The 25,112-nt window shown below is 57.3% G+C and carries 29 protein-coding genes; 4 read left to right on the top strand and 25 right to left on the bottom strand.

What is annotated here, in order from left to right; all coding sequences use genetic code 11:
* Positions 1–60: 60 nt before the first annotated feature.
* From B5F94_RS05285 to B5F94_RS05255, 7 genes are all read right to left on the bottom strand, one after another.
* The gene (locus tag B5F94_RS05285; protein WP_087328475.1) at positions 61–279 is read right to left on the bottom strand and encodes a plasmid mobilization protein; all 219 of its coding nucleotides are present in this window, start codon (positions 277–279) and stop codon (positions 61–63) included.
* Positions 280–434: 155 nt separating this feature from the next.
* Positions 435–788 (bottom strand): TnpV protein, encoded by a 354-nt coding sequence (locus B5F94_RS05280; protein WP_087328472.1) that lies wholly within the window; start codon positions 786–788, stop codon positions 435–437.
* Between the two features lie 13 nt (positions 789–801).
* A complete protein-coding gene (locus B5F94_RS05275; RefSeq protein ID WP_087328467.1) occupies positions 802–1,068 on the bottom strand; it encodes a DUF6809 family protein in 267 nt (88 codons plus the stop codon).
* Between the two features lie 103 nt (positions 1,069–1,171).
* Positions 1,172–2,164 carry an AAA family ATPase gene (locus tag B5F94_RS05270; RefSeq protein WP_087328487.1) on the bottom strand — a complete coding sequence of 331 codons (993 nt, stop codon included), beginning with the start codon at positions 2,162–2,164 and terminating at the stop codon, positions 1,172–1,174.
* Between the two features lie 160 nt (positions 2,165–2,324).
* Positions 2,325–2,654, bottom strand: a complete 330-nt coding sequence (locus tag B5F94_RS05265; protein ID WP_087328463.1) for a plasmid mobilization protein — start codon at positions 2,652–2,654, stop codon at positions 2,325–2,327.
* The gene (locus tag B5F94_RS05260) at positions 2,654–3,730 is read right to left on the bottom strand and encodes a site-specific integrase (protein ID WP_009260866.1); all 1,077 of its coding nucleotides are present in this window, start codon (positions 3,728–3,730) and stop codon (positions 2,654–2,656) included. Before B5F94_RS05260 ends, B5F94_RS05265 begins: the two co-directional genes overlap by 1 nt.
* Positions 3,717–3,929 carry a MarR family transcriptional regulator gene (locus tag B5F94_RS05255; protein ID WP_087328459.1) on the bottom strand — a complete coding sequence of 71 codons (213 nt, stop codon included), beginning with the start codon at positions 3,927–3,929 and terminating at the stop codon, positions 3,717–3,719. Before B5F94_RS05255 ends, B5F94_RS05260 begins: the two co-directional genes overlap by 14 nt.
* A gap of 151 nt (positions 3,930–4,080) precedes the next feature.
* On the opposite strand from B5F94_RS05255, the gene B5F94_RS05250 reads away from it, so the two are divergent.
* Positions 4,081–4,641: a helix-turn-helix domain-containing protein gene (locus B5F94_RS05250; RefSeq protein ID WP_343212788.1), complete on the top strand. Its 561-nt coding sequence runs from the start codon at positions 4,081–4,083 to the stop codon at positions 4,639–4,641.
* Positions 4,642–4,818: 177 nt separating this feature from the next.
* Here the strand turns inward: B5F94_RS05250 and guaA are convergent, their stop codons facing one another.
* The 8 genes from guaA to B5F94_RS05210 form a co-directional block, all read right to left on the bottom strand.
* On the bottom strand, positions 4,819–6,108 hold the full coding sequence (gene guaA / locus B5F94_RS05245; protein WP_087328453.1) for a glutamine-hydrolyzing GMP synthase: 1,290 nt from the start codon (positions 6,106–6,108) through the stop codon (positions 4,819–4,821).
* Positions 6,109–6,189: 81 nt separating this feature from the next.
* The gene (locus B5F94_RS05240; protein WP_087328450.1) at positions 6,190–6,651 is read right to left on the bottom strand and encodes a helix-turn-helix domain-containing protein; all 462 of its coding nucleotides are present in this window, start codon (positions 6,649–6,651) and stop codon (positions 6,190–6,192) included.
* Between the two features lie 69 nt (positions 6,652–6,720).
* Positions 6,721–7,752, bottom strand: coding sequence for an ABC transporter permease (locus B5F94_RS05235; protein ID WP_087188535.1), 1,032 nt, complete (start codon positions 7,750–7,752; stop codon positions 6,721–6,723).
* A complete protein-coding gene (locus B5F94_RS05230; protein WP_087188536.1) occupies positions 7,749–9,050 on the bottom strand; it encodes an ABC transporter permease in 1,302 nt (433 codons plus the stop codon). The genes B5F94_RS05235 and B5F94_RS05230 overlap by 4 nt, the downstream gene beginning before the upstream one ends.
* Positions 9,047–10,588 (bottom strand): ABC transporter ATP-binding protein, encoded by a 1,542-nt coding sequence (locus tag B5F94_RS05225; RefSeq protein ID WP_087328448.1) that lies wholly within the window; start codon positions 10,586–10,588, stop codon positions 9,047–9,049. The genes B5F94_RS05230 and B5F94_RS05225 overlap by 4 nt, the downstream gene beginning before the upstream one ends.
* 166 nt (positions 10,589–10,754) lie before the next feature.
* Positions 10,755–11,990, bottom strand: a complete 1,236-nt coding sequence (locus tag B5F94_RS05220) for a BMP family lipoprotein (RefSeq protein WP_087328445.1) — start codon at positions 11,988–11,990, stop codon at positions 10,755–10,757.
* A gap of 225 nt (positions 11,991–12,215) precedes the next feature.
* Positions 12,216–14,735: a heavy metal translocating P-type ATPase gene (locus tag B5F94_RS05215; RefSeq protein ID WP_087328441.1), complete on the bottom strand. Its 2,520-nt coding sequence runs from the start codon at positions 14,733–14,735 to the stop codon at positions 12,216–12,218.
* Positions 14,736–14,755: 20 nt separating this feature from the next.
* On the bottom strand, positions 14,756–15,019 hold the full coding sequence (locus B5F94_RS05210) for a metal-sensing transcriptional repressor (protein ID WP_087188540.1): 264 nt from the start codon (positions 15,017–15,019) through the stop codon (positions 14,756–14,758).
* A 155-nt stretch (positions 15,020–15,174) separates the two neighbouring features.
* On the opposite strand from B5F94_RS05210, the gene B5F94_RS05205 reads away from it, so the two are divergent.
* Genes B5F94_RS05205 through trxA form a run of 3 tightly spaced genes read left to right on the top strand, consistent with a single transcriptional unit; the run spans position 15,175 to position 16,669 of the window.
* Positions 15,175–15,489, top strand: coding sequence for an ArsR/SmtB family transcription factor (locus B5F94_RS05205; RefSeq protein ID WP_087188541.1), 315 nt, complete (start codon positions 15,175–15,177; stop codon positions 15,487–15,489).
* Complete coding sequence (locus tag B5F94_RS05200; protein WP_087328437.1) at positions 15,471–16,328, top strand: NAD(P)/FAD-dependent oxidoreductase; 858 nt, start codon at positions 15,471–15,473, stop codon at positions 16,326–16,328. Before B5F94_RS05205 ends, B5F94_RS05200 begins: the two co-directional genes overlap by 19 nt.
* A 26-nt stretch (positions 16,329–16,354) precedes the next feature.
* Complete coding sequence (gene trxA, locus B5F94_RS05195) at positions 16,355–16,669, top strand: thioredoxin (RefSeq protein ID WP_087328434.1); 315 nt, start codon at positions 16,355–16,357, stop codon at positions 16,667–16,669.
* Positions 16,670–16,731: 62 nt separating this feature from the next.
* On the opposite strand, the gene B5F94_RS05190 is transcribed toward trxA, so the two are convergent.
* The 10 genes from B5F94_RS05190 to efp all read right to left on the bottom strand — a co-directional run bounded on the left by B5F94_RS05190 (position 16,732) and on the right by efp (position 25,107).
* On the bottom strand, positions 16,732–17,067 hold the full coding sequence (locus tag B5F94_RS05190; protein WP_087328431.1) for a thioredoxin family protein: 336 nt from the start codon (positions 17,065–17,067) through the stop codon (positions 16,732–16,734).
* Between the two features lie 35 nt (positions 17,068–17,102).
* Complete coding sequence (locus B5F94_RS05185) at positions 17,103–18,119, bottom strand: permease (RefSeq protein ID WP_087328425.1); 1,017 nt, start codon at positions 18,117–18,119, stop codon at positions 17,103–17,105.
* Positions 18,120–18,208: 89 nt separating this feature from the next.
* A complete protein-coding gene (locus B5F94_RS05180; protein WP_087268767.1) occupies positions 18,209–18,520 on the bottom strand; it encodes an ArsR/SmtB family transcription factor in 312 nt (103 codons plus the stop codon).
* 124 nt (positions 18,521–18,644) lie between these two features.
* Positions 18,645–19,571 carry a helix-turn-helix domain-containing protein gene (locus B5F94_RS05175; RefSeq protein WP_087328421.1) on the bottom strand — a complete coding sequence of 309 codons (927 nt, stop codon included), beginning with the start codon at positions 19,569–19,571 and terminating at the stop codon, positions 18,645–18,647.
* 131 nt (positions 19,572–19,702) lie between these two features.
* A complete protein-coding gene (locus tag B5F94_RS05170) occupies positions 19,703–20,158 on the bottom strand; it encodes an AlbA family DNA-binding domain-containing protein (RefSeq protein ID WP_087328418.1) in 456 nt (151 codons plus the stop codon).
* Positions 20,159–20,258: 100 nt separating this feature from the next.
* The gene (locus B5F94_RS05165; protein ID WP_087328415.1) at positions 20,259–20,984 is read right to left on the bottom strand and encodes an NAD-dependent protein deacylase; all 726 of its coding nucleotides are present in this window, start codon (positions 20,982–20,984) and stop codon (positions 20,259–20,261) included.
* A 12-nt stretch (positions 20,985–20,996) separates the two neighbouring features.
* Complete coding sequence (locus B5F94_RS05160; RefSeq protein WP_087328412.1) at positions 20,997–21,161, bottom strand: FeoB-associated Cys-rich membrane protein; 165 nt, start codon at positions 21,159–21,161, stop codon at positions 20,997–20,999.
* 4 nt (positions 21,162–21,165) lie between these two features.
* Positions 21,166–23,613, bottom strand: a complete 2,448-nt coding sequence (gene feoB, locus B5F94_RS05155) for a ferrous iron transport protein B (RefSeq protein WP_087328409.1) — start codon at positions 23,611–23,613, stop codon at positions 21,166–21,168.
* A gap of 202 nt (positions 23,614–23,815) precedes the next feature.
* A complete protein-coding gene (locus tag B5F94_RS05150; protein ID WP_087188552.1) occupies positions 23,816–24,286 on the bottom strand; it encodes a CD1247 N-terminal domain-containing protein in 471 nt (156 codons plus the stop codon).
* A 251-nt stretch (positions 24,287–24,537) separates the two neighbouring features.
* Positions 24,538–25,107, bottom strand: a complete 570-nt coding sequence (efp, locus tag B5F94_RS05145; RefSeq protein WP_087188553.1) for an elongation factor P — start codon at positions 25,105–25,107, stop codon at positions 24,538–24,540.
* Positions 25,108–25,112 lie beyond the last annotated feature (5 nt).

Raw genomic sequence — 25,112 nt, 5'->3', positions numbered from 1 at the left:
GGATTTTCACCCGCTATGATAAGCTCGACTCCTCATTCCTTGCCTTCGTTTACATTGGCGCTATCGCCATTTTGTTGAAATGATGCAATACTCTGCAATTTTTAAAACAAGGCCTAGTTCCCGGCAAACCTGCATGACCATTTCAGTGGGACGCTCCTTGATCTCCAGGTCAGCCAGTAAGGAACGGATCAATGCACTGGCAGAGAGGCCACTGCGCCGTTGCTGCTCCTTTAAATGGGTATAATCTTTCTCACTGAGCATCACGTGCAGCTGATGCAAAAATACTCACCTCTTTCCTGTTGCTATGCACTGGGGCTTCAGGGGTATCCCCTGACAAGTGCGTTTTTGTACAAAAATGCGATGCTTGCAAAAACAGCGGCACAGCCGCTGTGGGTCTTTACCCAGCCGAGAAAAGAATGTATGGAAGCGAGAAATTATCCGTACACAATTTCTCTCAAAACTTGCTCCTCTGCGGCGGCTTTGAAGCTATTCATTAGCCCCACCCAGCGCAGCTGATCGGCGGCTTTGAGCTGCTCGTCCACGCCCTCTTTTGCGGCCAGGTCGGCAATGATCCGGTCTACCTGCTCCGCAGCCAGAGCGTCGATTTTCCGGAGGTGTACATCCAGTTTCCCGACCAGCAGCAGCCGGTCATACATCATGGGCCGGTGCCGCTTCAGATAGGTTTTCCACAGCAGCCCGTACTTGCCCAGGGGTCGATGTTCCTCTGCATCCGGCAAAGTCAAACCAGGGTAGAAATAGCCATCCACTTCGGTATAGGTCATTTCCATATCATCAATCCTCCTAATCGTTTTTAAAGGCATCCAGCGCCATCTGGGCTCCTAGGCGGAAACCACACACAAAGCAGTCCAGATCGCTCTGTGCATTTAAGGTTCCCCAGGCATCGGTATACTGCACAAAGAGTTCCATCTGGGGTGTGGGCAGCTGATCCATCAGGGTCTGCTCCAGGCTGCTGAGAGTCTGCTGCGCCTTCCGCATAGCTTTGGGATGGAGACTTTCCCGACATTGGGGATCTACGTTGCCGAAAAACAACTGCTCCAGAAAGGACATGGTTTTCATCCTCCTTTTCCATAATTCAGGCTTCTGTGACGCTTGTGACGCAAGTGACGCAAAAAAACAGTACCCACTTTTAGCGTCACAAGCGTCACTTGCGTCACACAGGCTCGTTTTTTAATGTCAATGTGATATGACTGCCAGCCCTATCTCTTATATTCTTGTAGGCAATTCCATAAGTAGAATATAGTTGCCCCGCCCGCACATTGAGCCGCCTGGTCAGTCTGCTAGCCGTGGTTTTCAGCCCCAATTTCTCCAGCATTTCCGCACCGCTTCCCTGCCACACCGGCTGCTCCGGCATAACCAGTTGGGCTACCTGCTCCAACAGCGGATCAGGTGGTTCTCTCCACAGCTCACAGTCTGCCCCCTCCAGTATCCAAGTCAGATTTTCTTCGTTGCGGAGCAGGCGAAGCCGCTGGTCGGGCTGGTCGCGGCCTACAATGTTCAGAATAGCCCGGCGGTCGGTACGTTTCTCTTTATGTAACAGAAATGCCCCGTCGGCACATCCCAGCAGGCCGGTAGTGCCGGAAATCATTTCAAAGCTATCCTCCGCCTGCTGCTTTCTGGTGTGGTGAACGATGAGAATGCAGATATTGTGGAAGTCAGCAAAGGTTTTCAGCTGGCCGATAACCTCATAGTCACTGGCATAGCTGTAGCGATCTCCAGCCATCTCCCGCACCTTTTGCAGGGTATCAATCACAATCATCTGAGCTTTGGGATACCGTTTGAGGAAATACTCCATCTGCTGTTCCAATCCCTGGCCCAGCCGCTTGGCCGCCACCGCCAACATCAGATCCCCGTGGCCGTCTACCCCAAACATCCGGGCCATGCGCTCCTGGAGCCGCCGGTACTGATCCTCCAGGGCCAGGTAAAGTACCGCTCCCCGATGTACCTGGTAACCCCAGATAGCCTGTCCCGTACTGACGGCGTAGGCTATCTGGAGCACCAGAAAGGATTTGCCGATCTTGGGTGCTCCGGCAAAGAGGTACACTCCTTTGTATAGCAGACCATCGATGACCGGCTCCTTGACCGGGAAGGTCTGATCCATCAGCTCCTCCATTCCAACCATGTGGAGATAGTCAGGGCTTTGCATCTGCTCCCACTCACGCAGACGTTTTTCAATATCCTCTGTGGGAGTTTCCGGGTATGGATTGCCTTCTGCTGGGCTTTCTGTTATAATAATTGCGTTCTTTTTGGACAGTTGCCCTCCGTCTGTTGGCGCAGATGGATTCAGGGCAGCTGTTTTTTTATACTCAAACATAGGACACCTCTCCCATGCCTGCTATAATCGTGTTCATCAAGCGGATGGTGTCCAGCAATTCCTGGTCCACGGGGCCTCCGGCCTCAATACGCTCCAGCTGACCTTTCACTTCGGAAAACTGTTCCCGCAACGCCTTGTACACCCTGGTGTTTCCCTGAATCACCACTTCCTTGACCAGCAATCTGCGGATAATGTACTCCTGTTTGGTTAATCCCGACAGCTTTACAAAGGTATTGAGCTGCTCGCTCTCCTCCGGGGACATACGGAAGGCCACCGTAACATTCCTCCACCGGTTTTTGTTGTCCCGTTTTTTTGCAGACACTAAAAATCGCCCCTTTCCATATTCAATTTTTGCGCCATCTCCTGCTGCCGTGTGGGAAAGAGATGCGCATAGCGGTAGGTGATGTCGATACTCTCATGTCCCACCCGATCGGCAATGGCCAGGGCAGTAAAGCCCATGTCGATCAGTAAACTGATGTGGCTATGTCTCAAATCATGAATCCGTATTTTTTTGACACCTGCAGCTTTTGCTCCCCGGACCATTTCCCGATAGAGGTAAGATTTCGTCACCGGGAAAATGCGGTCTGTGGGCTTTATGCCATACAGCGTCTTGATGTGCTCCTGGATCTCTTCCCCCAGAAACGCAGGCATTTGAATGACCCGGTTGCTTTTTGGTGTTTTCGGCTCAGTCACTACATCCCTTCCCTTAATCCTCTGGTAAGATTTGTTGATAGTCACCGTACCTTTTTCAAAGTCAAAATCCTCGGAAGTCAAGGCCAGCAGTTCACCCTCTCGGATACCGCACCAGTAGAGTGTCTCAAAGGCATAGAAGGACAGTGGCTTGTCCATCACCGCCTGGGCAAACTTCTGGTACTCCTCCTTTGTCCAGAACTGCATCTCTCCATTCCTGGCTTTGCCCATATTTCCTGCCAGCGCCGCCGGATTGGCTGCCAAGCGGTAATGCTTGACCGCATGGTTGAACACTGCGCTGAGCTGGTTATGGAGGGTCTTCAGGTAAACGGGAGAATAGGGTTTTCCGTTCTTATTCCGGTGACTGAGCATCTCATTTTGCCAGGCGAGCACATCTTTGGACTGGATCTCACACATTTTTTTGCGTCCAAAGTAGGGCACCAATTTTTTATACATGATATGCTCCTTCGGGCCCCAGGTATTTTCCCGGATTCTTCCCTTCATGTCAGCTATGTAGAGGGCGACAAATTGTTCAAAGGTCATGCTCAGATCTGCCGCCTTCTGCTGCAAGAAGCCGCGTTCCCACTCCAGTGCCTCCCGTTTAGTGGGAAAGCCACGTTTCAGCTTCTTCTGCCGCTTTCCGGTCCAATCCTGGTAGTAAAAGGATACATACCAGGTTCCTTTCTTTTGATCCTTATACGCTGGCATCCAATTCCTCCTTATTGCTAGTCTGCATCCCATAGATCCGCTCCTCAAAGTAGCGCCTGCTCACCTTGCCGGAAATGGTCAGAAACCCCTTTTCCTCCAACTCTTTGTTTAGTTCCCGCACCAGCTTGTAGGCATAGGGGCGTGATATTCCGAGTGCCTCTGCCACCTCAGCCGCATGGATAAATAAGCCCTTACTCATGTTGTACCTCCTTTTTAATATGTGCATTTTTGTTAATGTTTGCCCTTTCATTATATATTCGCATTTAAGCGAATGTCAAGATTCTGTTTCGCATTTTTGCTAATATTAACTTGCTTTTTTCTTCTACATACGATACACTATCCCAGAGGCGGTGATTTGTGTGACGGTAGGAGAGAAGATCAAAAAAATCAGAACATTTCGAGGTATGACGCAAAAAGAGCTGGGCTCTATGCTCCGTATGGGGTCCCGTGGGGCAGATAATCGCATTGCCCAGTATGAAACAAATTACCGTGTTCCAAAGGCGGAATTGCTGGATGAAATCGCTGGGGCCCTGAATGTGAACCCCCATAATTTTTATGATCCGGTCCCTGATTCTTTGGATGCTTTCATCTATCGTCTGCTCTGGTTGGAGGAGGATTTTCCAGGCTATATCCACCTGTTCCAGCTGGAGCGGTACCCCGGTGACAGAGAAACAGAGAACGAGCCGGTCGCCCGGTATGAGGACGGGAAAAACTGGCCTGTCTATCCACCTGTGGGGATGTACTTTGACGGGGAGCTTGTGGGAGATTTTTTGCGGGAATGGCTTTTGCGCCAGCGGCAGCTGGCATACGGCGAGATCACCCACGACCAATACTTTGCCTGGAAGATCAACTGGCCTGATACTTCTGACCGCTGCGCCGATTCCACCCATTACGTGGACTGGCGCAAATAAAAATAAGGACAAGCAAAACAGCCCTGCTGAATTTGTCGTTCAGCAGGGCTGTTCGCTTGTCCTTTGCAATAATACCCGATTGTATCAGGCCGATACCGTTAGTATCATTTCAGTATCGTCAGGCAAAGTGACAGGCCAAAAAGCCTGTGTTTTCAATGGTTTCAGGGCTCTTGCACCTTATTCCCATTCAATGGTTCCCGTGGGCTTCGGCGTCAGATCATAGAGTACACGGTTGACGCCCGGCACCTCATGGGTGATCCGGTGGGTGATGTGCTGCAGCAGGGCAAAAGGCACATCCTCCACCGTGGCGGTCATAGCATCCACCGTATTCACCGCACGGATGATAACCGGCCACTCGTCAGCCCGCTTGCCATCCCGGACGCCCACGCTCTTGATATCGGGAATAGCGGTAAAATACTGCCAAACCTTGCCCTCCAGACCGTTTTTGGCAAACTCCTCCCGCAGGATTGCGTCCGACTCCCGCACCGCCTCCAGACGGTCACGGGTAATGGCACCCAGGCACCGCACCCCAAGGCCGGGGCCGGGGAAGGGCTGGCGGTAGACCATGTTGTCGGGCAGGCCCAGGGCCTTGCCGCAGGCACGCACCTCGTCCTTGAAGAGCATCTTCAGGGGCTCCACCAGTTCAAAGTCCAGGTCCTCCGGCAGGCCGCCTACGTTGTGGTGGCTCTTCACCGCTTTCACTGTCTTGGTGCCCGACTCAATAATATCGGGATAGATGGTGCCCTGGCCCAGGAAGGAGATGCCTTCCAGCTTCCGGGCCTCTTCCTCAAACACCCGGATAAACTCACCGCCGATGATCTTACGCTTCTGCTCCGGATCAGCTACCCCGGCCAGCTTGTCCAGGAACCGGTCCACTGCGTCCACATAGATCAGGTTGGCATCCATCTCATGGCGGAATACTTGGATCACCTGCTCCGGCTCGCCCTTGCGGAGCAGGCCGTGGTTGACGTGAACGCAGGTGAGCTGCTTGCCGATGGCCTTGATAAGCAGGGCGGCCACCACCGAGGAGTCCACGCCGCCGGACAAGGCCAGCAAAACCTTTTTATCCCCCACCTGTCGACGGATCAGCTCGATTTGGTCGGCAATAAAGTTGTCCATATTCCAGTTGGCCTCGGCACCGCACACGCCAAAGACGAAGTTGGACAGGGCCTGTTTCCGGGCCTCGTCATCCTCAGGCCAGGGGGCATCCCCCTTGTGGTCGACCATCAATACCGGCAGCTCACAGTTATAAATCTCCTTGGAAACGTCAATCTCCACGCCGTCCACCACCCGGTTGGGACCGCCGTTGAGAATGATGCCCTTCACATTGGGCAAAGCTTGAACCTCTGCCAGGGTAATGTCATGGGGATGAATCTCACTGTAAACACCCAGCGCCCGAACCTCACGGGCAATTTTGGCGTTCTCCTTGCTGCCAAGGTCCAGGATCAGAATCATGTCCTGCTTCATTGCAGTACCTCCCTGTTCTATGCGCGGCCGGCGGCGGCGCTTTTTGACATTATATCACATTCTCCAGCCTGTGGAAACCTGTCAGCGGCGTTTGGCCAGTTCCTTCCACACCGCCTGGGCAATGACCTCTTGTCCCTCCGGAGACCGAAGAACCTCCAGCACCATGGCCTTGAACTGATCCTTGGCCTGTTTGCTGGAGAAGAGGGCATCCAGCATGGTAGCGCCGCCGCCGCTGGATGCCGACTCCGCCTTGGGCCGCTTGACCGGCGCGGGGCGATATACCGGCTCCTCCTCTGCGGCGGTCAGGCCGCCGCTCATCCAGTCCTCCTGGCGAGTGCGGTCCCCGCTCTCCCCCCGCAGGTAGAACAGCGACACGCCAAAATAGGCCGCCATCTTCTCCTGCTGGTCTTTGGTAGGCGTAGCCCGGCCAGTCTCAAACTTTTCAATGGCGTTTTTGGGAAAACCCAAGGCTGACGCCAGGGCGGGGCGGGACAGGCCCGCCTCGTCCCGCAGGGCCTCGATCCGTTGTGCCATCGTAACCATGTTTTATCTCTCCTTTTTCCAATATGCAAAACGAAAGGGGCCGGATGGCCCCTTTCGTCTGTGTGTGATTTACCGCTGTCCCTTGTCGTAGGGAATACCCTCTGCCTTGGGCGCTCTGGACTTCTTGGAAGTAAAGGCCAGTACGATCAGGGTAATCAGGTAGGGCAGCATCCGGTACAAATGGGGGCTGACACCGATCTCCGCCAGCATAAACACACCGTCACCGTTGATATCGATGCTGGTGTAAGAAGCGGCGATACATTTGAACAAGCCGAACAGCAGGGCTGCACCAGCGATATTCAGGGGCTTCCAGTTACCGAAGATCATAACCGCCAGGGCCAGGAAGCCGAAGCCTGCCACCTCGCCGGTGGAGGCACAGTTGGCGGTGGTAAGGGCGTACACAAAGCCGCCCATACCGGCCAGGGCACCGGAGATGGTGGTACCGGCATAGCGCATCTTGTACACATTGATGCCCAGAGAGTCGGCAGCCTGGGGATTTTCACCGCAGGAGCGCAGCCGCAGACCAAAGCGGGTCTTGTAGAGCAGAATGGACAGGATGACAAACAGGATGATGCAGATATAAGTGGCCAGATAGGTCTTATCAATGAAGGTGGAGCCGAAGAAGCCCATCTCCTCGCTGCGTCCGTATCCAAAGAAGCTCTTTTTGATCATGAAGTAGCTGGCCGCGTCGCCCTCCGCCATCTGCAGGGTGTTCTGGTTGGCCACGATGCGGATGAAGAAGAGCACCAGGGCGGGAGCCAGCAGGTTCAGAGCGGTACCGCCGATGGTCTGGTCTGCCTTCAGATTCACAGATGCGAAGGAGAGCAGCAGGGAGAAAATGGCGCCCAGCACCGCGGCAACTACCATAGCCAGGATCATAAAGCCCTGGAGGGCTACCCAGTCACCGGCAGCCTTGGCATCTACATAGAAGCCAGCCTGCTGCATCAGCCGCACAAACAGTACGCCAGCAAAGGCACCGAAGATCATAATACCTTCAAGGGCCAGGTTGATGATACCGCTGCGCTCGGCGAACACGCCGGCCAGTGCCACGATCATCAGAGGCACGGCATAGATCAAAGTCTGCTGAATGAGGAACGTCATGCTTCACCGCCTCCTTCCTCCACAGCGGCGCTGTCCGGGGGCGTGTCCGGCGGCGTATCTGGCGGTGTATCCGCCGGAAGCGGCTCTGTGGTTGCGGCCACCGTCTGCACCTTGGCATTCTTACGCTTCTTATGGCCGCTGATGAGCATCCGGATCACCAGAGAGAAAGCGCTGAGGTAAACGATGATGGCAATGATTACGTCGGTAATATATTCGTTGTAGGCGGTCAGGTTGGTCAGCTGCAGGCCCACAATATCCAGCATGGACATGAAGCAGCCGGCAAAAATGACGCCGATGGGATGGCTGGCCGCCAGCAGGGCCACGGGGATACCGTTAAAGCCGGTGGCGGGCAGCGTCTGGTAAGCCGAGGTCCAGTAGAACTCAGTGTTGCCGGACAGGTAGTACAGGGAGGCAGCAGCACCGGACAGGGCGCCGGCAATGGCCATAGACAGCACGATATTGCGCTTGTCCGCAATACCCGCATACCGGGCGGCATGGCGGTTGGCGCCGCAGGCCTTCAGCTGGTAGCCCAGGGTGGTCTTGGTCATAAGGATAAAGATCAGGATGGCAATGATGATCGCCACCACAATGCCGCCGTTGACCTGGGAGCCGGGGAAGATCTTGTCCAGCCCCAGCTTGGCCGTCTGCACACCGTTAAACGAAGTCTTATAGATATAGGCCGTCTTGGTGTTCTCCACATGGTTCTGGAGGTTGGCAAACAGACTGCCGTTGTCAAACAGCCAGGTTACCAGGTTGGCGGCGATCCAGTTGGTCATGATACAGGCCAGCACCTCGTTGATGTTGAGGAAGGCCTTGACCAGGCCGGGGATACAACCCCAGATGGCGCCAGCCAGGCAGCCGCCCACAAAAGCGATCACCCACACCAGGGGAGCAGGCACCACGCTGGTGGGGATGGACAGGGCCAGGATCAAAGTGGCCGCCGTACCCATCAGATACTGACCGGGTGCACCGATGTTGAACAGGCCGGTCTTGAAGGCCACTGCCACCGAGAGACCGGTGAGGATCAGAGGCGTAGCCCGGAAGAGCATATTGCCCATGTTGGTGGAGTTAAATCCGAACGTAAGGGCACCAGCCGCGCTGCGTCCGGTGCTGAACAGGCCGCCGAATACCAGCTGAACGCCCTCCAGCGCACCCTTAATCCCCAAGCTGGGGTTGAAGATACCGACGATCAGGATGATGATGGCGCCCACTGCCAGGCCGATGAGGATGGCGATCAGCGAAGCCAGCACCGATTTGGTACCCTCTTTTTGTAGTAAGGTGGAACCTCTCTCTTTCACGCGCCTTTCCCCTCCTTCTCTGTCCGCTTGGCGCCGGCCATATAGAGGCCCAGCTCCTGAACGGTGGTGGTCTTCGGGTCAAGCTCACCCACGATCTCACCCTCGTACATAACCAGGATGCGGTCGGAAAGACTCATAACCTCGTCCAGCTCCAGGGAGACCAACAACACAGCACGGCCCTTGTCCCGCTCAGCCACCAGCTGCTTGTGGATATACTCGATGGCGCCCACGTCCAGGCCGCGGGTGGGCTGCACCGCAATCAGCAGGGGCTTGTCCCGATCCACTTCCCGGGCAATGATGGCCTTCTGCTGGTTACCGCCCGACATAGACCGGGCAATGGTCACCGGTCCCTGGCCAGAACGCACATCATACTGCTCAATCAGGGCCTCGGCATACTTGCGTACCTCGCCTCTCTTGATAAATCCCAGGTGCTGGAATCTGGGCTCCCGGAACCGCTGGAGTACCATGTTCTGCTCCAGGGTAAAGTCCAGCACCAGGCCGTGCTTATGCCGGTCCTCAGGAATGTGGCTCATGTTCTCCCCACGCTGATGAATGGAGCAGTGACTGATTTCCTTTCCGCACAGCTGGATGGAACCGCCGCTGCACTTCTCCAAACCGGCAAGACCGTATACCAGTTCGCTCTGGCCGTTGCCGTCGATGCCCGCAATACATACGATTTCACCCTTGCGGACCTGGAAAGATACGTCATTGACCGCATTGCGCTTATGGGTATGAGAGGGCACTGTCATCCCTTCGACAGAAAGCACCACCTCGCCGGGCGTGGCAGGCGTCTTTTCCACCTGAAGCTGAACCGGCCGGCCCACCATCATATTGGACAGGGACTGCTTGTCGGTGTCTTTGGTATCCACCGTGCCCACATATTTGCCCTTGCGCAGTACGGTGACCCGATCGGCCACCGCCATGATCTCGTTCAGCTTGTGGGAGATGAAGAGGATGCTCTTCCCCTCCTTGGCAAACTCACGCATGGTGGCCATCAGCTCGTCGATCTCCTGAGGAGTCAGCACGGCGGTAGGCTCGTCAAAAATGAGGATCTCATTGTCCCGGTAGAGCATTTTCAGAATCTCTACCCGCTGCTGCATACCGACCGTGATATCCTCCACCTTGGCGTCCAGATCCACGCTCAGGCCGTATTTCTTGGAGATCTCCTCCACCTTTTTCCGGGCCTCTTTCTTCTGCAGGAAGCCCAGCTTGGTGGTCTCCGCGCCCAGAATGATATTGTCCAGCACCGTAAATACGTCGATCAGCTTGAAGTGCTGGTGCACCATGCCGATGCCCAACGCCGTAGCGTCGTTGGGGTTATTGATCTTTACTTTCTCGCCATTTTTGCGGATCTCGCCTGCCTCCGGCTGATACAGGCCGAAAAGCACGCTCATCAGAGTCGATTTTCCCGCGCCGTTTTCGCCCAGCAGCGCATGGATCTCTCCTCTGCGCAGCTGGAGGGTGATGTCGTCATTGGCGATGATACCAGGAAATTCCTTGGTAATGTGGAGCATCTCAATGATGTTCTCAGTCTCCATAATCCTTATCCCGCCCTCCTCCGTGAGTTGGTTGTTTTTATTATACAATATCGGTAGGAGAAACTCAAGAAATTTGTTCTATTCTCCAATTTCTGAGTCTCCTTCTGCGGAAAAAGAAAGAGCGCCCTGCGGAATTCCGCAGGGCGCCCTCCGGATGGACTGATAATCAGATGACGTTCAGAGTCAGGTTGCTCCAATCGGTGGACTCCAGCTTCTCATAGTCGGCGTCCACCACCAGGGAGCCGTCCAGCATCTGCTGATACAGAGCCTCGTACTCCTCAACGGTGAAGGTCTCGAACCGCCAGGAGCTGTCAGCGGTGGGCAGAGCCACAGAGTTGTTCTCCACGCCCAGAGAAGTGGCAACGCCGCCGATCTCGCTGAAGGTGCCGTCATAGACGTGGCCCACGGCCCACTGCACAGCGTCGGACAGGCCCTTCATGGCGGAGGTAACAACGTAATCAGACTCGCCGGACTGGTCCACGTCCACGCCGATGACATACTTATCGTTGGCGGAAGCGGCAGCGGCGATGGACTGGAACATGGAGCCGCCGCAGGCAAAGACGATCTCAGTACCGTTGGCATACCAACCGCTGATCATGGTCTGCAGCTCGGTGGAGCCGGAGAAGGTAGCGCCGTACTGCCAGGAGTAGTTCATCTCAACAGTGGTGCCCAGTTCCTTGGCGGCGTCATTGGCGCCCTGGACATAGCCGTAGCCGAAACGGCAGCAGGCAGGGTTGGTGCCGCCGCCGCCGCCGGAGAAGCCCAGCTTGGTGAAGCCGTCCTTCACAGCGGCGTAGCCGGCCAGGTAACCAGCCTGCTCTTCCTTAAAGGCAATAGCGGCCACGTTGGTCAGGATGGGGCTGTCGGGATTCTCGGGATCCTCGGTCAGAGGATAGCCGTCGATGAACACGAAGGGAACTTCGGGGAAGTCAATGGCGGCCTTGCGCAGGGCGGCCTCCTGCAGGAAGCCGGCGCACACGACCACTTCGGCGCCGCCGTCCACGGCAGCCTTCATGGCGTCGTAGCGGTCATCGTCGGTAGCCTCGTTGGCGTTGGCGGGCTGATAGTACTTGTAGGACAGGCCGTTGGCGGCAGCATACAGCTTCACGCCGTCGAAGGTGCCCTGGTTGAAGGACTTATCCTTCAGCTGGCCCACGTCGGTAACGAAAGCCACCTGATACTTGCCGTCCTCAGAGGTCATGGTGTCGGGGATGGAGTCGGGATCGGTGGCAGCCTCGCCGCCGGGGGTCTCGGTGTTGCCGGGAGTGGTCTCCACGTTGCCGGGAGTCTCACTGTTGCCGCTGGGGGTCTCGGTGGTACCGCCACCACCGCCACAGGCTGCCAGGCCCACGATCATCGCAAGAGAGAGCAGCAGCGCAAGGAGCTTCTTAGACTTCTTCAATGTGATCTACCTTCCTTTCATATCACACAAATCGCCCAGGTCGGTCTGCAACGGCGTTGTTTCTCCTCCCTGAGCTTGGTCTTATTATACTCTGTTCCCGAAAAAAGGGCAACCCACAATTTACACAAACCATTCAATTTTTACAAATTCTCAACGCTGTTTTCCTACCTCTCCCAGTAAAAATGGCAAAGGAGCGGCCTTCTGCCGCTCCTTTGCCATAATTCGTCACCGAATGGAGACCACTTCGTAGCCTGCTTCCGTAACAGCGTTCTTCAATGCCTCGTCTGCCACATCCTTACTCAGAATAACGGTGGCGGTCTTGGCGGCCAGATCCACAGTGGCGGTCACACCGTCGATGGCATTGAGCGCCTTCTCCACATGGGCCTGGCAGTGGGCGCACATCATTCCGTTGATGGTCATAGTCTTAGTCATGGTACTCGTTCCTTTCTGTGTTTCGATTTGCTCCGCCGGCACCTCCTGATGGAGGGGCCGGAAAAACTTCAGACGCAGGGCGTTGGACACCACACACACCGAGCTCAGGCTCATGGCGGCAGCGCCGAACATGGGGGAAAGCTGCCAGCCGGTGATGGGGAACCACACGCCGGCGGCCAGCGGGATACCGATGATGTTATAAATAAAGGCCCAGAACAGGTTCTCCTTGATATTGCGAATCACCTTTTTGGACAGGCGCACGGCGGTGACCGCGTCCAGCAGGTCGCTCTTCATCAGCACCACGTCGGCCGACTCGATGGCCACGTCGGTGCCCGCCCCGATGGCCATGCCCACATCGGCCCGGGCCAGCGCGGGGGCGTCGTTGATGCCGTCGCCGATCATGGCCACCCGCTTCCCCTGGGCCTGGAGATCGGCCACGACCTTCTCCTTATCCTGGGGCAGAACCTCGGCAATGACCTGGGTTACCCCCAGCTCCCGGCCTACCGCCTCGGCGGTACGCCGGTTGTCGCCGGTGAGCATAACCACGTCGATGCCCAGCTCCCGGAAGCCCCGGATGGCTGCGGCACTGGTGGGTTTGGGAGGATCGGCCACAGCTACAATCCCCAACACCTTACCATGCTCGGCAAAGTACAGCGGGGTCTTGCCGCCTTGGGCCAGAGCTTCTCCCCTGTCTCCAAAGCTTTCCAGAGAAATGCCCGCCTCCTCCAGCATGGCCCGGTTGCCCGCCAGCACGGGAACACCGTGGAGCGTGCCCCGGACCCCCCGTCCGGACAGAGCTTCAAAGTTCTGGATGGGAGCCAGAGGAATGTTTCGCTTCTCCGCCTCGGTCAGGATGGCCTCGGCCAGTGGATGCTCAGAGGGCTTCTCCAAAGAGGCCGCTACGCATAGAAGTTCCTCCTCCGTCACCCCTTCCGCCGGGATACAGTCGGTGACCGCCGGTTTTCCTTGGGTCAGGGTGCCCGTCTTATCCACCACCACGGTACGGACCGTGTGGAGGGTTTCCAGGGCCTCGGCGGATTTGATGAGGATGCCGTTTTCCGCGCCCTTGCCGGTACCCACCATAATGGCCACCGGAGTGGCCAGGCCCAGGGCGCAGGGGCAGGAGATCACCAGCACCGCCACTCCGGCGGTGAGGGCAGACTCGATGGACTGGGTGAGGACAAACCACACCACCGCCGTCACCAGGGCGATGCCAATCACCACCGGCACAAAGACCCCGGCCACCTTGTCGGCCAGTTTGGCAATGGGTGCCTTGGAGGCAGAGGCCTCCTCCACCAATTTGATCATCTGGGCCAGGGTGGTGTCCTCCCCCACCCGGGTGGCCCGGAAGACAAAGTAACCGGATTTATTGATGGTAGCGGCGGCTACCTGGTCGCCGACCCCTTTCTCCACCGGCAGGGACTCGCCGGTGAGGGCGGACTCGTCCACCGAGGAGTTCCCTTCCACCACGATCCCGTCTACCGGGATGCGGCCGCCGGGACGCACCACCACCAGGTCGCCCATCGTTACCTCTTCCACCGGGATCTCCACCTCTGCCCCATTCCGCAGAACCGCGGCAGTTTTAGGGGCCAGATCCATCAGCCGGGTAATGGCCTGACTGGTCTTGCCCTTGGACCGGGTCTCCAGCCACTTGCCCAGGGTAATGAGGGTAAGGATCATACCGGCTGACTCAAAGTACAGATCCATGGACCACTTGTCCACCCGGGCCTGATCTCCGTGGCCCAGGCCCCAAGCGATCTGGAACAGGGCGGCCACACCGTAGATCACAGCAGCGGCCGATCCCAGCGCGATGAGGGAGTCCATGTTGGGTGAGCGGTGCCACAACGTTTTAAAGCCCACCTTATAGTATTTGTCGTTGATATACATAATGGGCAGGGTAAGCAGGAACTGGATCAGCGCCACCACAAACACGTTACCCGGATCGTGGAAAAAGGCGGGCAGAGGCCAGCCCATCATGTGGCCCATGGCGATATAGAAGAGAGGCACCAGGAAAATGAGGGAGGTCAAAAACCGCCGCTTCATACCGGCGGCCTCTTCCTCCATCCTATTGACCTGCTTAGGCTGGGCCGTCACTCCTTTGACTGCCGGGAGGGAGGCTCCGTAGCCCGCCTCCTCCACCGCATGGATGATCTGCCCGGCGTCGGTGGCACCCTCGTCGTAGTCCACCACCATGGAGTTGCCCAGCAGATTCACATTGACCCCGTCCACGCCGGCCACCTTGCACACAGCCTTTTCCACATGAGCCGAACACGCCGCGCAGGTCATGCCTTGTACGTCAAATTTTTGCTTCATGGTCTCACCATATCGTCTTTCTACTTTAAAATCTTGCCCAGCGTGCCGATAAACTCATCCACCTTCTGGCTGCGTTCCTCCGGCGTTTCCGCCTCCTGAACGCAGTGCTTGAGATGGGCTGCCAGGATCTCTTTATTGGTACGGTTCAAAATAGCTTCCGTAGCCATAAGCTGCTGGGAGATATCGATACAATATCGATTCTCTTCCACCATTTTTATAATTCCGTCAATCTGTCCCCGGGCGGTACGCAGCAGCCGGAGGACTGTTTTCTGGTCTGCCATCATATCAGACACCCCCCTGGGGTGTAGTATAGCATCATCAGTTAGTCGTGTCAACCTCCCCTGTCGAAAAGTCCCGGAACAAAAGTAGGAAAAAAGGGGTTGACATATTAGAATATTTGAATATAATAATATACAGATCAAGACAGGGAGGTGATCCCATGGAAGGTACGGATTCCATCTATCTGGAGAAGGCGGAGCTGCTGAAGGCCCTGTCCCATCCCGTCCGACTGCGGATCGTCCGGGGCCTGCTCCACTGCGGCTGCCGCAACGTGGGCTGCATGGAAGCCAACACCGGCCAGTCCCAGTCCTGCATCTCCCAGCACCTGATGCGCCTGAAGGCCGCCGGTATTGTAAAGGCGGCCCGGTCAGGCAACGAGGTCTATTACGAGGTCTCCGATCCCCAGACTGCGGCTGTGATCGCCGCTCTGTTCGGAGAGTGTGAGGAGGAATACCATTGTACGACATCGCAGTAATCGGCAGCGGCCCTGCCGGCCTGTCGGCCGCCGTCCAGGCACGGGTTCGAAATAAATCGGTGCTGGTGGTGGGCGGTGACGACCGGGATAATCCCCTCTATAAAACCCCACGCATCGAAAACTACCTGGGCTTTCCCCAAGCCAGCGGACAGGAACTGCTGGATCGGTTCCACGCCCACGCTCGTGAAATGGGAGCCGAACGAAAAGAGGGCCGTGTTCTGAATATCATGCCCATGGGCGACACATTCTATCTCAGCATCGGTTCTGAGATGGAACAGGCCCGGGCCATCATTCTGGCTACCGGCGTGGTGTGGGCCAACAAGTATCCCGGCGAGGCAGAGTATCTGGGCCGGGGCGTCAGCTACTGCGCCACCTGTGACGGAATGCTCTACCGGGGCAAGGAGGTCGTTGTGGTGGGCAAAGCCGCCGACGCCCCTCAGGAGGCCAACTATCTTCAGGAGCTGGGATGTAAGGTCACCTACGTCAGCGACAAGGCCCCCGACGGCCTGCGGCCCGACATTCCCTATGTGAAGGCTCCCAAGGTGGAGATTACCGGCAGCAGCAAGGTGGAATCCATTCGGGCCGGCAGCACCACCATTCCCTGTGAGGGTGTGTTCATCCTCCGCCCCTCGGTGGCTCCCGCTGATCTGCTCCCCGGCCTGGCACTGGAGGGCGGATATATCCAGGTAGACCGGGACATGGCTACCAATGTCCCCGGCGTCTTTGCCGCCGGCGACTGTACCGGTCTCCCGCTCCAGGTATCCAAAGCCGTGGGGGAAGGCCTGGTGGCCGGCCTGCGGGCTGCGGAATACGTAGACCACATGAGCAATTCAAATTGATTTGATACAGAGAAAGGATGTTATCTATGTCTATCATTCATCTGACCAATGAGGCTTTTGACAAGGCGGTTTCCAACGGTATCTCCATGGTGGATTTCTGGGCTTCCTGGTGCGGTCCCTGCAAAATGCTGGCCCCTGTGATGGAGGATCTGGCGGGCAAGTACGAGGGCAAAGCCCTGGTGGGCAAGGTTAACGTGGACGATGAGCCCAACCTGGCCATGCGCTTCGGCGTCATGAGTATCCCCACCGTCATTTTCCTGAAGGACGGCAAGGAGTTCGACCGCAAGGTGGGTGTCATGCCTCCCCAGGCCTACACCGCCGTGCTGGATGCCAACCTGTAATCTCATTCGTGCAGCAAAAAGGGCTGCCGCCAAATCTGGCGGCAGCCCTTTTGTTGTGCCGATCAGCCCCGCATCTTTTTCAGCAGAGCCTCAATTTCCTCCGGCTTGAGCACCTTACCATAGGACACCACTTTTCCATCCACCACCAGGCCGGGCGTAGTCATGATCCCGTACTGAGCGATCTGGGTGAAGTCGGTGACATGGCCGATGGTAGACTGTGTGTCTCCCATCCGCTCCAGCGCCGCCCGGGTATTTGCCTCCAGCGTCCGGCAGTTCTGGCAGCCGGAACCCAGGATGAGAATGGATGCCTCCGTCTGCTCAGGCGCGGCGCTGCCGCCGCAGCCGCAGGCACAACAGCAGCTATTCTTTTCCTTCTTGCCAAATCCAAACAGTCCCATTACAAGTTACCTCCATAAATGATTTGATCTAATCCTCAGATGATGAAAAAATACTGAAAGAAATTGAAGAAATAACCTACCAGAATAATGCCTGCCGTGCAGATCCCGATAAAAGCCGCCAGCAGCCGGGGCTTCACCGCCTTTTTCAGCATAATGAGTGAAGGCAGGCTCAGGGTGGTCACCGCCATCATGAAGGACAGGATGGTACCCAGGCTGGCTCCCTTAAACAGCAGGCTCTCCGCTACCGGGATGGTACCAAATATATCGGCGTACATGGGTATGCCCACCAAGGTAGCCAGAATTACCGCCGCTGGATTACGGCTGCCCAATACCGTTTCCACCCAGGTCTGGGGGATCATATTGTGGATCACTGCGCCGATGGCCACCCCGATCAAAATATAGGGCGTCACCTTTCGGATGGTGCTGAGCAGCTGCTCTTTGGCGTAGGCCGCCCGGTCACGGCGCGTCAGCTTCTCCCTTTCCAACTCAATATTGGGTGCATTTTTGATGAAGTCCTCCACATACCGGTCCATTCCCAGTTTTTCCAGCAGCGTGCCTCCAATCACCGCCACCACCAGGCCCAGCACCACATACACCACCGCCACACGGGCGCCAAAAATGCTCATCAGAAGCACCAACGATCCAAGATCCACCATGGGCGAGGAGATGAGGAAGGAAAAGGTCACCCCTACAGGCAGTCCGGCACTGGTAAATCCCATAAAAATCGGGATGGAAGAGCAGGAGCAAAAGGGGGTCACCGTTCCCAGAAGAGCCGCCACCGTATTGGCCCCAAGCCCGTGAAAGCGTCCCAGGATGCGCTTGGTCCGTTCCGGCGGGAAGTAGCTTTGCAAATAGGATATGCCAAAAATCAACACCGACAGCAGAACGAAAATCTTGATGGTATCGTAAATAAAAAAGTGTAGGCTACCGCCCAGAGTGCTGTCCAGCTTTAGGCCCAGCGCCTCCAGTATGGCGCCGATCAGCTCGTTGAGCCACTGCATACCCAGGACCTGGTCCTGGATAAAGCGGCCAAAAGCGCTTAAAAAATCCATCTAACTATCTCCTTTCCAACAGATACATTGATAGTTCTAAATATATCGATATGATATTCATAAGAAAAGCCACCGTCCGAACGATGGCTTTATTTTCGGCAAACACACCCTGTATCAGAAGCGTCCCCGCTGTTGGTAAGAGCCTGAAGCCGCCCCCGGGCCCGCTGGGCGCCCTCCTCACTGATGGCATAGTGCATCCACTTTCCCTCTGGATGCCCTACCACCACACCGGAATCACAAAGGATCTTCATATGGTAGGAAAGGGTGGATTGGCTGATCTCCAGGTCCTCCAGCAGCACACAGGCGCACTTCTCTCCTCCACGGAGCAGCTCCAGAATTTTCAGCCGGTTGGGGTCGCAAAAGGCTTTAAATATTCTGGCGTCCTCAGCATGGCGGTCCATGGTCTCCCCTCCAATCAATCGAATTTTTTCGATGTGTAGATCATACTCCATAGATGGTCATCTGTCAACAGCTATTTTTGGCGCAAGAAAAAGTGCCCATCTCACCAGAGACAGGCACTTATTCTCACTCATCCTCTTCTCCCAGCAGATGGGAAGCCAGCGCACAGATCACACCGGCAATGGGATAGACGATCCAGCCCCAAGCCCAGCCCCAGCTTCCGCCGTAGTCCCCTTCCAGGGCCATGGAACCAAAGCCCAGGATCATGTAGACCACGGTGGCGGCCAGCATGATGGCACCGCACACCTTCCCCACCTTTTTCCGGCGGGCCACCGCCTCCGGGCTGGGGTCGTGCTGCTTGTTCCACGCTTCAATATCGTATTTGCCCTTCCGCAGGGCGGCCCATACCAGCACCGCCACCCCCAGAGCCACGATGGTCAGAAACCCTGCCACCAGTTTGGCCTCGGCCCGCTCGCCCATCAGCTCCGCGCTGTCTCCCAGCAGGATGAGCCACACCACGCCCAGGAAAAATCCCACGATGGGCAGGGCGATGAGGAAGGGATAGCGGTTCAAAAACCGATCCCGCTGCTCTTTGGTATAGAAGTCCTGAAGGACAGGATGTTCCTTCTCAAAACGGTCGTAGCGCATGCCGGCAATCACCAGGATGGCTACCGCCACTCCGATCCCCGAGATGAGTACCGCAGCCACCCAATTCTCTGGCATACCCACCGCACCATAGAGGGCCAGCGCACCTCCCACCGACAGGATGGTGAGACACACCCCGATGGCGATCCAGTTGGAGAACCAGTTCATAAAGCGGTCGTATCCGGCGGCGTCGGTCTGGTAGTTAGCCCGCACGTCCCCTCGCAGCAGGGTATCCAGATCGGTGTGGAACAGCTTGCACAGAACCAGCAGCTTCTCCATTTCCGGAAAACTGGCGTCCGACTCCCACTTGCTCACCGACTGCCGGGACACCTGAAGGGCCTCGGCCAGTCCCTCCTGGGTCATCCCGGCCCGGTCCCGGAGAAATTGTAGATTCGTCCCAAAACTCATGGTCTCTGCCTCCTCTCAAGGTGGCTAAAACATATCAAAACCCAAGCGCAACTGAAACCAATTTGCAGTTGCGTTTGGGTTTTTTCCTGTAAACTTTCGGTTGCATCGGGCTTTTTGCCCTCAAAAAATGCTCAGTGGGACCGGCCGCCCAGCATGGCGTTCAGCTCCGCCTGGGTACAGTGATAATCCCCGTCTCCGCTGCGGCGGTAGGACCCCCGGCGGAGGTTTCCCCCGATATAGACCGGCTGCTGGTCCTGTTCCGCCATGGGCACAGTGATGGCCACAATGTCCCCGCCATCCACATGGAGGATCTGGATATCCTCCTCCCGGAGGATGTTGACGCTGACCACTGCCGGGTCGTCCAGGCCGGCAATAAACTCCTCCACCATACCCTGGGGGTCCAGCAGGCCCTGTACCCGCAGGCTGTGGTCGGGCAGCTCCTCCACCCCCAGCAGGATCACCCCGCCGTAGCTATTGGCAAAGGCGGAGTAGGTCTCCCAGATGCTGTGGGGCAGGCCGCCAGTGGCCAGCTTGGCCTCCAGGCGGTTGTTCTCCCGATAGCGGCTGATCTGTGTGAAGTCGAACATAGGGCCGGCCTCCCCTTTCGTAGTGCCTTCATTATACCGGGAAGGATGGCCGTTGACAAGGAAAAAAGGGGCCTGTCCGTGGACAGGTCCCTTTTATGGGTTATACGGTAACAGCGCCCAAAATCTCCCCAATGGGTCCGGCAATCACCAGGTCGGCCTCCTTGTCGTAGGGGGTGGGGCTCTTGTTGATGAGGGTCAGCTTGTTCCCCCGGTAGTAGCGGATGAGACCCGCCGCCGGATACACCGCCAAAGAGGTGCCGCCGATGATGAGCATATCCGCCCGGGAGATGGCCAGCACAGCGGCCTCGATGGTCTCCTGATCCAGGGACTCCTCATAGAGCACCACGTCAGGCTTGATCATACCGCCGCACACCGGGCAGTGGGGCACGCCCTTCTGCTCCATCATAAAGTCCAGGTCGTAGAACTGATGGCACTTCATGCAGTAGTTGCGGTGGATCGAGCCGTGGAGTTCGTAGACGTTGACGCTGCCCGCCGCCTGGTGAAGGCCGTCAATGTTCTGGGTCACCACCGCTTTCAGCTTGCCCGCCCGCTCCAGCTCCGCCAGCTTCAGATGGGCGGCATTTGGTTTGGCGTCAGGAAAGAGCATCTTGTTGTGGTAGAAGCGGTAGAACTCCTCCGGATTCTTCTGGAAGAAGGTGTGGCTCAGAATGGTCTCCGGGGGATACTGGTACTGCTGGTTATACAGGCCGTCCACGCTGCGGAAATCAGGGATGCCGCTCTCGGTGGACACGCCTGCCCCGCCGAAAAAGACAATGTTCTTGCTCTCATCGATCCAGTTCTGGAGCCGTTCCAGTTTTTGATCCATACCAAGCCCTCCTTACGGCGCTTTCCGGTGACGGCAGTAGGTGTGAGGACAGCTGGAGCAGCCGCCGCAGCCGCACCCCCGCTTGCCCTTCAGATTTTGATGGAAGCGATAGATCAGGTAGACCGCCGCCCAAATAATGAGGACGGCCACCCCGGCGTAGATCAGGTATTTCAACATAGCATTACCTCAAAAACAGGGAGCCGATCTGGTAAACCAGGAAGGAGCCCAGCCAGGCCGCACCCAGCTGCCAGCAGATGGAGGCCAGAGTCCACTTGGCGGAGTTCATCTCCTTGCGGATGGTAGACACCGCCGCCACGCAGGGCACATAGAGCAGTACAAACACCAGGAAGGAATAGGCCGCCAAGGGGCTCTGGAAGGTGCCGCCCAGGGCGGCGGCAATGGCGGTGCCGCTGGCGGTGACGGAGAAGCCATAGAACATACTCATGGAGGACACCACCATCTCCTTGGCGACCAGGCCGGAGAGGAGGGCCACCGCCGCCTGCCAGGTACCGAAGCCCAGCGGCGCGAAGAGGGGGGCCAGGAAGGACCCGATGGCGCCCAGAATGGAATATTCCTCGTTGGATACCATGCCGAAGGCGCCGCCCTCAAAGCCGAAGGTCTGGAGGAACCACAGCAGCACGCTCATGGCCAGGATCAGAGTGCCCGCCTTGATGAGGAAGCCTTTCACCTTCTCCCACACATGGAGGGCAATGTTCTTCAGGGTGGGCAGGCGGTAGGGGGGCAGCTCCAGCACAAAGGCGGCAGGCTCCCCCTTGAATACCAGCTTCTTCAGCAGGATACCGGAGAGGATGGCAAAGATCAGGCCCAGAAGGTAGAGGGAAAACACCACCAATCCACCGTACCGGGGGAAGAAGGCGGCAGTAAGCAGGCCGTACACCGGCAGCCGGGCAGAGCAGGACATGAAGGGCACCAGCATGATGGTCATGCGCCGGTCTTTTTCATTCTCCATGGTGCGGGCGCCCATGACGGCGGGCACCGTACAGCCAAAGCCCATCAGCATAGGGATAAAGGCTTTGCCGCTGAGGCCGAAGCGCCGCAGCAGCCGGTCCATGATGAAGGCAGCCCGGGCCATATAGCCCGAGTCCTCCAGGAAGGACAGGAAGAGGAACAGAATGGCGATCTGGGGCAGGAACGTCAACACGCCGCCCACACCGGCAATGACGCCGTCCACCAGCAGGGCCTCCACCCAGGGGGCGGTACCGGCAGCAGCCAGCACACCCCGCACCCAGTCGGCAAAGTAGCCGCCGATGAGGGTATCCACCCCGTCAGCCAGCATCTGGCCGGGGCCGAAGGTGAGGGCAAACATAGCCAGCATCATCAGCAGGAACACAGGAATGGCAAACACTTTATGGGTGACGATGGCGTCGATCCGATCGGACAGGGTGGGCGTACCCAGGGGACGGCCCCGGTGCACACAGCTGTCCACCACTTTCTGGATAAACTGATACCGGGCATCGGCGATAAGGGTCTCCCGGTCGCCCAGCTCATAGGCGCTCTCATACTCCTGACAGACCCGCTCCAGGGCGGCCTTCTCCACCCCGTTCAGGCCCAGGGCCTTCTCCACCAGATCGTCCCCCTCAATGAGCTTGATGGAGGCCCAGTGGGCGGGGATGTGGGCGGCATAGGCCTTGTCGTGGATGAGCTCGCCCATCTTATGGTGGATCTGGTGGGTGAAGTCGTCGTACAGGTCGTCCGGCTCTACGGTGACTCCAACGTGCATCTGGTGGTGGGCCACCTCCAGCAGCTTCTGGATGTTTTTGCCCGACCGGGCGGTGATGGGGATCACCGGTACGCCCAGTTCCTCGGACAGCCGGTCCACATCGATCTTGTCCCCGTGCTTCTCCACCTCGTCCATAAAGTTGAGGGCAATGACCATGGGCCGCTCCAGCTCCAGCAGCTGGGCGGTCAGATACAGGTTGCGCTCAATGTTGGTGGCGTCAATGATGTCGATGATGGCGTCGGGCCGCTCTCCCACGATAAAATCCCGGGCCACGATCTCCTCCATGGAGTAGGGGGACAGGGAGTAAATGCCGGGCAGATCCACCACGGTGACGGATTTCCCATCTACCTCCGCCCTGCCCTCCTTCTTCTCCACCGTCACGCCGGGCCAGTTGCCCACATACTGGTTGGAGCCGGTAAGGGCATTAAAGAGGGTGGTCTTGCCGCAGTTGGGGTTGCCAACCAGAGCCAGCTTCATCTCCCGGGTATCGTGGCTGGCGTAATCCGGCACACCACCGTGGGCCGCAGCCTCATGGGCGTGGTCGGCATCCATCCGCCGGATGGTCTCCTCGTCGGGCAAGTGCTGCACCATACCCATGCGCTTTTTTCTGGCCTGGGCCTTCCGCTCTCCCTCCTCGCCGGTGGCGATGAGGATTTGGGCTGCGTCTGACTTCCGCAGCGACAGCTCGTAGCCCCGCAGGTTGAGCTCCACCGGGTCGCCGAAGGGGGCTACCTTGCGCACCATGACCTGGGTACCGGGGGTCAGGCCCATATCCACCAGGCGGCGCTTCACCGGCCCCCGGTCATTGCCTACCTGGAGGATGGTGCCCTTTTCCCCGGGCTGGACTTCCTCCAGAGTCTTATGTGTCTGTGTCTCTTGTAGTTTCATCTTATCCCATCCGCAGTTCTCAGAGTTAATCTAATCTAATTCCGTGCCCATTATACTACGCTGGCAGCGGCAGACGCAAGAGACTTCCCCCGCCATTTTCACCAAAATCCCACTGGTTTTGTGGCCATAAGAGAAAACATCGAACAAAGGCAAAAAAGGAGCGCCGCGGAATCTCCGCAGCGCTCCCGATATACCTTGGAACTTAGTCCTCGTGGTCGTGATCCTCACAGCCGCAGCCACAGCCGCAGTCGTCCTCGTCCTCATCGCCGCAGCAGCAGTCGTCAGACAGGTCCAGAGCGAACTTCTGCTTGCAGCTGGGGCACTGGATCACGCCCTCGTCCAGAACGGACTCATCGATCACCAGAGTCTCGCCGCAGTTGGGGCACTCGGTCTCGAAGAAGTCGTCGTCATCGCAGCAGCAATCGTCGTCGTCATCCTCGTCGTCCTCGTCCTCATAGACGGCCTTCTCCACGTCGGCCAGGTCGTCGGAGATGGCGTCGATCTCCTCGCCCAGAGCCACGGTGTTCTCCTCCAGATCCTCAATGGACATCCCGATCTCCTCCAGGATGCCGATGATCACGTTGAGGAGCTTGCCCTCCTTGGACTTCTCGGTGTCGATATTCAGGCCCTCAGCCAGGCCCTTCAGGTACGCGACCTTCTCAGAAATCGTCATAATGCGTCTCCTTTTCTTCATCAGTCAGCCACGAAGGGCCAGTAGAATATAGATCTGTTTTGGGGTGAATTCACTTCACCCCAAAACACCTCGACCCGCGCCACGGGCGCGAAACCGGGGGTATCAAATGGGCTGTGCCGCCATACGGCGCGGCCCATTTGTATCTAGGGGGTCGGAAGCGCCGGGGGCGCATCCGATGAAAATCCATGCGAAGCCACATTTAGCTTCTTTGGATACCCCCTGGACATTTTTTAACCCTTGCAGCGCTCCAGGTACTCGCCGGTACGGGTGTCGATCTTGATCTTGTCGCCGGGGTTGATGAACAGGGGCACCTTGATCTCGGCGCCGGTCTCCAGGGTGGCGGGCTTGGTCACGTTGGTGGCGGTGTCGCCCTTGAAGCCGGGATCGGTCTCGCTGACCTCCAGCTCCACAAAGGTGGGGGGCTCCACGGCGAAGATCTTGCCCTTGTAGGAGTTGATCTTGCACACCATGTTCTCCTTCACGAAGCGGAAGTTGTCACCCAGCAGCTCGGAGCCGATGGGCACCAGATCGTAGGTCTCGGGGTCCATGAAGTAGTACAGATCGCCGTCGTTGTAGCTGTACTCCATGTCCTTGCGCTCCACATAGGCCTGCTCAAACTTGGCGGTGGGGTTGAAAGAGGTCTCGGTCACGCCGCCGGTGATGACATTCTTCATCTTGGTGCGGACGAAAGCGGCGCCCTTACCGGGCTTGACGTGCTGGAACTCGACGACCTGCATGACCTGGCCGTCCATCTCAAAGGTCACGCCGTTGCGGAAATCACTGGCAGAAATCGTAGGCATTGAAA

It is taken from the genome of Flavonifractor sp. An4 (assembly GCF_002161755.1).
GTDB lineage: Bacteria > Bacillota > Clostridia > Oscillospirales > Oscillospiraceae > Flavonifractor > Flavonifractor avicola.
Note: the sequence above shows the minus strand (reverse complement) of the source record. Positions and strands in the feature narration are given on the sequence as shown.

Excerpts from the sequence above, each read along its gene's own strand:
- trxA (WP_087328434.1), top strand. The coding sequence starts at position 16,355 with ATGTCTATCATTCATCTGACCAATGAGGCTTTTGACAAGGCGGTTTCC.
- B5F94_RS05235 (WP_087188535.1), bottom strand. The coding sequence starts at position 7,752 with ATGACGTTCCTCATTCAGCAGACTTTGATCTATGCCGTGCCTCTGATG.
- B5F94_RS05170 (WP_087328418.1), bottom strand. The coding sequence starts at position 20,158 with ATGTTCGACTTCACACAGATCAGCCGCTATCGGGAGAACAACCGCCTG.
- B5F94_RS05160 (WP_087328412.1), bottom strand. The coding sequence starts at position 21,161 with ATGTTGAAATACCTGATCTACGCCGGGGTGGCCGTCCTCATTATTTGG.
- B5F94_RS05260 (WP_009260866.1), bottom strand. The coding sequence starts at position 3,730 with ATGCCAGCGTATAAGGATCAAAAGAAAGGAACCTGGTATGTATCCTTT.
- B5F94_RS05150 (WP_087188552.1), bottom strand. The coding sequence starts at position 24,286 with ATGACGATTTCTGAGAAGGTCGCGTACCTGAAGGGCCTGGCTGAGGGC.
- B5F94_RS05280 (WP_087328472.1), bottom strand. The coding sequence starts at position 788 with ATGGAAATGACCTATACCGAAGTGGATGGCTATTTCTACCCTGGTTTG.
- B5F94_RS05210 (WP_087188540.1), bottom strand. The coding sequence starts at position 15,019 with ATGATGGCAGACCAGAAAACAGTCCTCCGGCTGCTGCGTACCGCCCGG.
- guaA (WP_087328453.1), bottom strand. The coding sequence starts at position 6,108 with ATGAAGCAGGACATGATTCTGATCCTGGACCTTGGCAGCAAGGAGAAC.
- B5F94_RS05190 (WP_087328431.1), bottom strand. The coding sequence starts at position 17,067 with ATGGGACTGTTTGGATTTGGCAAGAAGGAAAAGAATAGCTGCTGTTGT.
- B5F94_RS05175 (WP_087328421.1), bottom strand. The coding sequence starts at position 19,571 with ATGAGTTTTGGGACGAATCTACAATTTCTCCGGGACCGGGCCGGGATG.
- B5F94_RS05270 (WP_087328487.1), bottom strand. The coding sequence starts at position 2,164 with ATGCAAAGCCCTGACTATCTCCACATGGTTGGAATGGAGGAGCTGATG.
- B5F94_RS05165 (WP_087328415.1), bottom strand. The coding sequence starts at position 20,984 with ATGGATCAAAAACTGGAACGGCTCCAGAACTGGATCGATGAGAGCAAG.
- B5F94_RS05215 (WP_087328441.1), bottom strand. The coding sequence starts at position 14,735 with ATGAAGCAAAAATTTGACGTACAAGGCATGACCTGCGCGGCGTGTTCG.
- B5F94_RS05225 (WP_087328448.1), bottom strand. The coding sequence starts at position 10,588 with ATGGAGACTGAGAACATCATTGAGATGCTCCACATTACCAAGGAATTT.
- B5F94_RS05180 (WP_087268767.1), bottom strand. The coding sequence starts at position 18,520 with ATGGACCGCCATGCTGAGGACGCCAGAATATTTAAAGCCTTTTGCGAC.
- B5F94_RS05240 (WP_087328450.1), bottom strand. The coding sequence starts at position 6,651 with ATGGTTACGATGGCACAACGGATCGAGGCCCTGCGGGACGAGGCGGGC.
- B5F94_RS05255 (WP_087328459.1), bottom strand. The coding sequence starts at position 3,929 with ATGAGTAAGGGCTTATTTATCCATGCGGCTGAGGTGGCAGAGGCACTC.
- B5F94_RS05275 (WP_087328467.1), bottom strand. The coding sequence starts at position 1,068 with ATGTCCTTTCTGGAGCAGTTGTTTTTCGGCAACGTAGATCCCCAATGT.
- efp (WP_087188553.1), bottom strand. The coding sequence starts at position 25,107 with ATGCCTACGATTTCTGCCAGTGATTTCCGCAACGGCGTGACCTTTGAG.
- feoB (WP_087328409.1), bottom strand. The coding sequence starts at position 23,613 with ATGAAACTACAAGAGACACAGACACATAAGACTCTGGAGGAAGTCCAG.
- B5F94_RS05205 (WP_087188541.1), top strand. The coding sequence starts at position 15,175 with ATGGAAGGTACGGATTCCATCTATCTGGAGAAGGCGGAGCTGCTGAAG.
- B5F94_RS05185 (WP_087328425.1), bottom strand. The coding sequence starts at position 18,119 with ATGGATTTTTTAAGCGCTTTTGGCCGCTTTATCCAGGACCAGGTCCTG.